This window comes from Nocardia sp. NPDC060220 (genome assembly GCF_042727815.1).
Classification (GTDB): domain Bacteria; phylum Actinomycetota; class Actinomycetes; order Mycobacteriales; family Mycobacteriaceae; genus Nocardia.
In genome coordinates this window covers 1-4,497 of record NZ_JBHWZY010000583.1, presented here as the reverse complement: position 1 = coordinate 4,497, position 4,497 = coordinate 1, and the positions used below count along the sequence as shown (strand labels likewise).

7 protein-coding genes are annotated in these 4,497 nt (G+C 69.0%); 4 read left to right on the top strand and 3 right to left on the bottom strand.

Features of this window, described 5'->3' with window-relative positions:
* Positions 1–113: 113 nt before the first annotated feature.
* Positions 114–1,706, top strand: a complete 1,593-nt coding sequence (locus ACFWF3_RS25620) for an FAD-binding protein (RefSeq protein ID WP_378991956.1) — start codon at positions 114–116, stop codon at positions 1,704–1,706.
* Positions 1,703–2,041: a 4Fe-4S dicluster domain-containing protein gene (locus ACFWF3_RS25615; RefSeq protein WP_379315814.1), complete on the top strand. Its 339-nt coding sequence runs from the start codon at positions 1,703–1,705 to the stop codon at positions 2,039–2,041. Before ACFWF3_RS25620 ends, ACFWF3_RS25615 begins: the two co-directional genes overlap by 4 nt.
* Here the strand turns inward: ACFWF3_RS25615 and ACFWF3_RS25610 are convergent.
* Entirely contained in the window at positions 2,031–2,750 is a 720-nt protein-coding gene (locus tag ACFWF3_RS25610) for a 2'-5' RNA ligase family protein (protein ID WP_379315812.1), read from the bottom strand. The genes ACFWF3_RS25615 and ACFWF3_RS25610 overlap by 11 nt on opposite strands.
* Before the next feature lie 184 nt (positions 2,751–2,934).
* Here ACFWF3_RS25610 and ACFWF3_RS25605 point away from each other — a divergent pair, with 184 nt between their 5' ends.
* Entirely contained in the window at positions 2,935–3,276 is a 342-nt protein-coding gene (locus ACFWF3_RS25605; RefSeq protein WP_379315810.1) for a hypothetical protein, read from the top strand.
* Here the strand turns inward: ACFWF3_RS25605 and ACFWF3_RS25600 are convergent, their stop codons facing one another.
* Positions 3,277–3,678, bottom strand: a complete 402-nt coding sequence (locus ACFWF3_RS25600) for a YybH family protein (RefSeq protein WP_379315808.1) — start codon at positions 3,676–3,678, stop codon at positions 3,277–3,279.
* A 78-nt stretch (positions 3,679–3,756) separates the two neighbouring features.
* Entirely contained in the window at positions 3,757–4,233 is a 477-nt protein-coding gene (locus tag ACFWF3_RS25595) for a hypothetical protein (protein WP_379315806.1), read from the bottom strand.
* Between ACFWF3_RS25595 and ACFWF3_RS25590 the strand changes: the two genes are divergently transcribed.
* Positions 4,214–4,497, top strand: a 284-nt coding sequence (locus ACFWF3_RS25590) for a hypothetical protein (RefSeq protein ID WP_379315804.1), incomplete at its 3' end; no start/stop codon positions are given. The genes ACFWF3_RS25595 and ACFWF3_RS25590 overlap by 20 nt on opposite strands.

Below are 4,497 nucleotides of genomic sequence, written 5' to 3'. Positions count from 1 at the left end.
GGTATATGTGTATAAGAGACTGCGGTTGGGGTGCCCGGGTCCTCGATGCGGGCACCGCATTCTCGGCCCTCGGTGGCCACCACCTCCCCGCGCGACACACACAGGAGCACACTATGACCGAACCATGGCACACCAGGACCGACGTGCTCGTCATCGGCGGCGGTCCCGCGGCATCCTGGGCCGCGATCCATGCCCGCGAGGCAGGCGCCGAGGTGATCCTGGTCGACAAGGGCTACTGCGGAACCAGCGGCGCCACAGCACCTTCGGGCACCGGTGTCTGGTACGTCGCGCCCGAGGCCGAGGCCCGCGCCAACGCGAAAGCGAGCAGGGAAGCCCTCGGCGGCTACCTCGCCGACCACTACTGGATGGATCGCGTCCTCGATCAGACCTACGTCAACATGAACCGGCTCGCCGTCGAGGGCCGCTACCCGTTCCCGGTCGACCCGGCCACCGGTGCGCAGTTGCGGACGGGCGTCCAGGGGCCGGAGTACATGCGCCGGATGCGCGCGTGGCTCACCCGGCTCGGCGTCCAGGTCCACGATCACTCCCCCGCGCTGGAACTGCTGGTCGACGAAGCGGGCGCGGTGCGCGGCGCGGCGGGCTACCAGCGTCAACTCGACCGGGACTACCGGATCACCGCGGGAGCGGTGGTACTCGCGACCGGTGGTTGTGCGTTCCTCTCGCGTGCCCTCGGCACCAACGTCGACACCGGTGACGGCGCGCTGATGGCGGCCGAGGCCGGCGCGCGATTCTCCGGTATGGAGTTCTCCAACGCCTATGCCATCGTGCCCAAGGGTTCCACCATCACCAAGACCGCCTACTACGGCTACGCCACCTTCTTCGGCGAGGACGGCAGGGTGCTCGAGGAGGCGGGGTCGACGAAGGGCCGCTCGGTGATCGCCCGAACCCTCCTGCAGGAGAAGGTGTTCGCCCAGCTGGATCGCGCGGACGAGAGCGTGCAGGCGCAGATGCGGGTCGGTCAGCCGAACTTCTTCCTGCAGTTCGACCGGCGCGGCATCGATCCGTTCACCGACCGATTCGAGATCGACCTGCTCGCCGAGGGCACGGTGCGCGGCACCGGCGGCATCGACGTGGTCGACGACGACTGCGCGACAACGGTTCCCGGCCTCTACGTCGCGGGGGACGCGGCCACCCGCGAACGCATCTGCGGTGGTTTCACCGGAGGCGGGAGCCACAACGCCGCGTGGGCGATGTCGTCGGGAAGCTGGGCAGGCACGGGCGCCGCCGAACATGCTGTGACAGCGGCCCGATCCACCGGTGCGGTGCACGGCATCGGCGGAGTCGGCCTGCGCCCCGGCGACGCACCGTCGGTGACCGCGGCGGAAGTCGTCGCCGCCGCGCAGGACGAGCTGATCCCCTTCGAGAAGAACTACCTGCGCCACGGTGACCGGATGCGCCCCGCACTGGCTCGCCTCGACGAACTGTGGGACGTCGCGGCAGCCGGTCTCGGCGGCGGGACCGGCGACGAGCGGGTCAGGGCCCGGCAAGCGGCGGCGATCACCGCGGTCGGACGTCTCGTGTACCGATCCGCGTTGGCGCGCACCGAGACTCGCGGCATGAGCAAGCGCGCCGATCATCCCGACCTCGACGCGGCACAGCATCACCACCTGCACTCGGGCGGTCTCGACCAGCCGTGGGTCGATCCGTCGGACGCGCACAACTCGGGTCTGGCGGTGGCGTCGTGATCGAACTACTGCGCGCGCAGGACTGCATCGGCTGCGACAAGTGCGTGAGCGCCTGCCCCACCAACGTCTTCGACCGCGTCGACGGCGGGATCCCGGTTATCGCACGGCAATCCGATTGCCAGACCTGCTTCATGTGCGAGGCGTACTGCCCCACCGACGCGCTCTACGTCGCGCCCGAGGTGACCCCGCTGCCGCCGGACGCGCCGGTCCCCACCGAGCACATCGGTCGATATCGGGAGAAGCTCGGGTGGGGACACGGGCGCATCGCCGGCGCCCAGCTCGCGGTGGGGCCGCGGCTTCCGCACGGCGCGCCGCCGCCGCGGCTCAACTCTTGAACGCGGCCACCGTCGGCTGCCGCAGCGGACCGAACAGCGGGTCGTCGAACACGCTCCGCTCGACGACCGGGTCCGGCTCCCGCAACAGCTCGGCGGTGCTGATGTCGGACCAGTCGTAACGTCCGTCCTCGCACTGCATTTCGACCATCGAGACCGCCGAGACGGTGTCGTCGAGGGCGAAGTCGGCGAACCCGTCCTCGGCGAGCGCGGTGCGGATCTCGTGCACCGGTGACGGGTGGGTCACGTGGGCCAGCGCCAGGTAGGGCCGCAGCGGCTCCCCGAAATCGGGGATCCGCTCGCGGATCCATACATCGGTCAGCGCGTCGGTCAGATCCGCGCGCACCCGCAGCAGTTCTTCCGACACAGTGACCGGCAGCCGGATCGTCTCGGCGGTGACCTCGGGCGGCCCGAAGGCGAGCTGGAACGGCGCGAGTTCGGCGAGCTGGTCGCGGGCACCCGCCACCAGCGCCGCCAGGTGCACCCCTTTGACCCCGTCGGCGAACCCGATGCCCTGCACGCCGATCCGCAGCCGGGCGGCATCGACCTGTTCGAGTCCGGGCAGGCGTGACAACGTGGGCGCGAAGATCTCGACCAGCTTGTCGGCGACCGGCTGGGTCGGCATGATCTGCCAGTTGTAGAACGAACGACCCGGCGTCCACCCCGGACGCCACCACCAGCGACTGGCAACAGTCATTTCGCTCGCGATCATCGTGCGCCACCTCCCGATCTCGGCCGACCCGCGGGTGAACACCCGGCTGGCCGGTCGTCCGCCCGACACGATCGGCACCGATGCTGCGATGCCAGTTACCTCACAGCGACGGTATTCCCGGTGTGATCGGCGGGCAACCTGGTGAGACCGTTCCGTTGCGTCTTCGACGCACTACACTGACGCCATGCCTGTTCGACGGCTGATCACGCTCTCCGCGTTCGCCCTCCTGCTTCCCCTCACCGTTTCCGCGTGCACGATGACCGGACCCGGTACCACCTCCGAATGCAGTGTGAGCGGGTGCACCGTCACCTTCGATCGTGGAGTGAGCGCCAAAGCCTCGGTGCTCGGTATCGACGTGGAGCTCGTCGCGGTGAACGGTGACATGGTCACCTTGAGCGTCGGCGGTCAGCCGATCACGGTTCCGGTCGGCCAGTCGCAGGCCAGCAACGGGACCGATGTGCGGGTCAGCGAGGTGACCGACGACAAGGTCGTCGTCGTCTTCGCGACCGGCCTGAACCCGAACTGATCATCCAGGCACGTTCGACCGTGCTCCCGCTTCGCTGACCACCCAGGGCGCGTTCGGTTGATCGAGAATCCAGCGCCAGCTCCCGTCGGGTTGCCTGCGCGCCACCTCGACGGTCGCGCCGGTGCCTCCCGGCAACCGCGACGACGTCAGCGCCAGATCGCCCGCGAGCAAGGCGGGCGCCTGGTGCCCGGGTTGGAACACCGGTCGATCGGCGACCAGCCCCGCGTACGCCGCCCGTATCTCGTCCACGCCCGTCGCGACGACACCGTCGGGCAGTGCGAGCACCGCGTCGGACTCGTACAGCTCGACGAGTCCGTCCACATCACCGGCGTTCAATCGCTCGACCACCAGCCGACTCAGATCCTCCGGGCGCTGCGCACGTTCGCGCATCTTCTCGGCCATCGCCACCCTCCCTCGACTCGGGTTGTGCGACAACGGTAACGCCGGGGTCCGACATGAATCGGACACTCGGCACGGAGGTCAGGGGTGGTCGTGCATCGTCACCGCGAACCGGTGCCAGTTCCCGTCATAGGGGGTGTAGGCGGGCTGATATCCCGCACCGCCGTGATCCGGCGGCGGAGTTCCCGGCGGGAAGTAGGCCAGACCGCCCACAATCGCCATGTCGTCGATAGTGAACTGGCACCCGCCGTCACTGGACCTGACCCTGTCGGTCCGAATGACCCCGAACCACTCTTCCTCGGATTCCCGGCAGCTCTGCGCGGCATCGGTCATCGCGTCGGCCGATAGCCACCACCCGACTTTCTCCGGCACCCCGAACCACACCAGACCCAGCCCGGCGATCACCACTACCGGCGCGACGGCGACGGCTCGGTACTCCCGATACCGAGCACACCCGATCGGCGCCAGAATCATCCACGACAGCCCGCAGGCCAGCAGTATCAGTACCGCGAGAACCCAGCCGAGAACGTCGATGTGCGTGGCATCGACCACCAGCATCAGCGCGATCGCCCCCGTCGCGGCCCCGGTGGTGACCCGCATCGTCACCGACCATCGCCGTGGCGCCCGAACCGTCCCCACCGTCGTCATCAGCCCACTCTACGAGCGCCCCGCCCCCGCAGTGACGGCGAAACCCCCGAAGGCCAACGGCCTCCAGGGGTTTCGCGGACACCACGTGATGTCAGCCGATCACAGCGGCGGGAATCCCGACGATCCGGTCGCCATCCAGTTCCAGAACTCGGTGACGCGGTTGAGGACCAACGC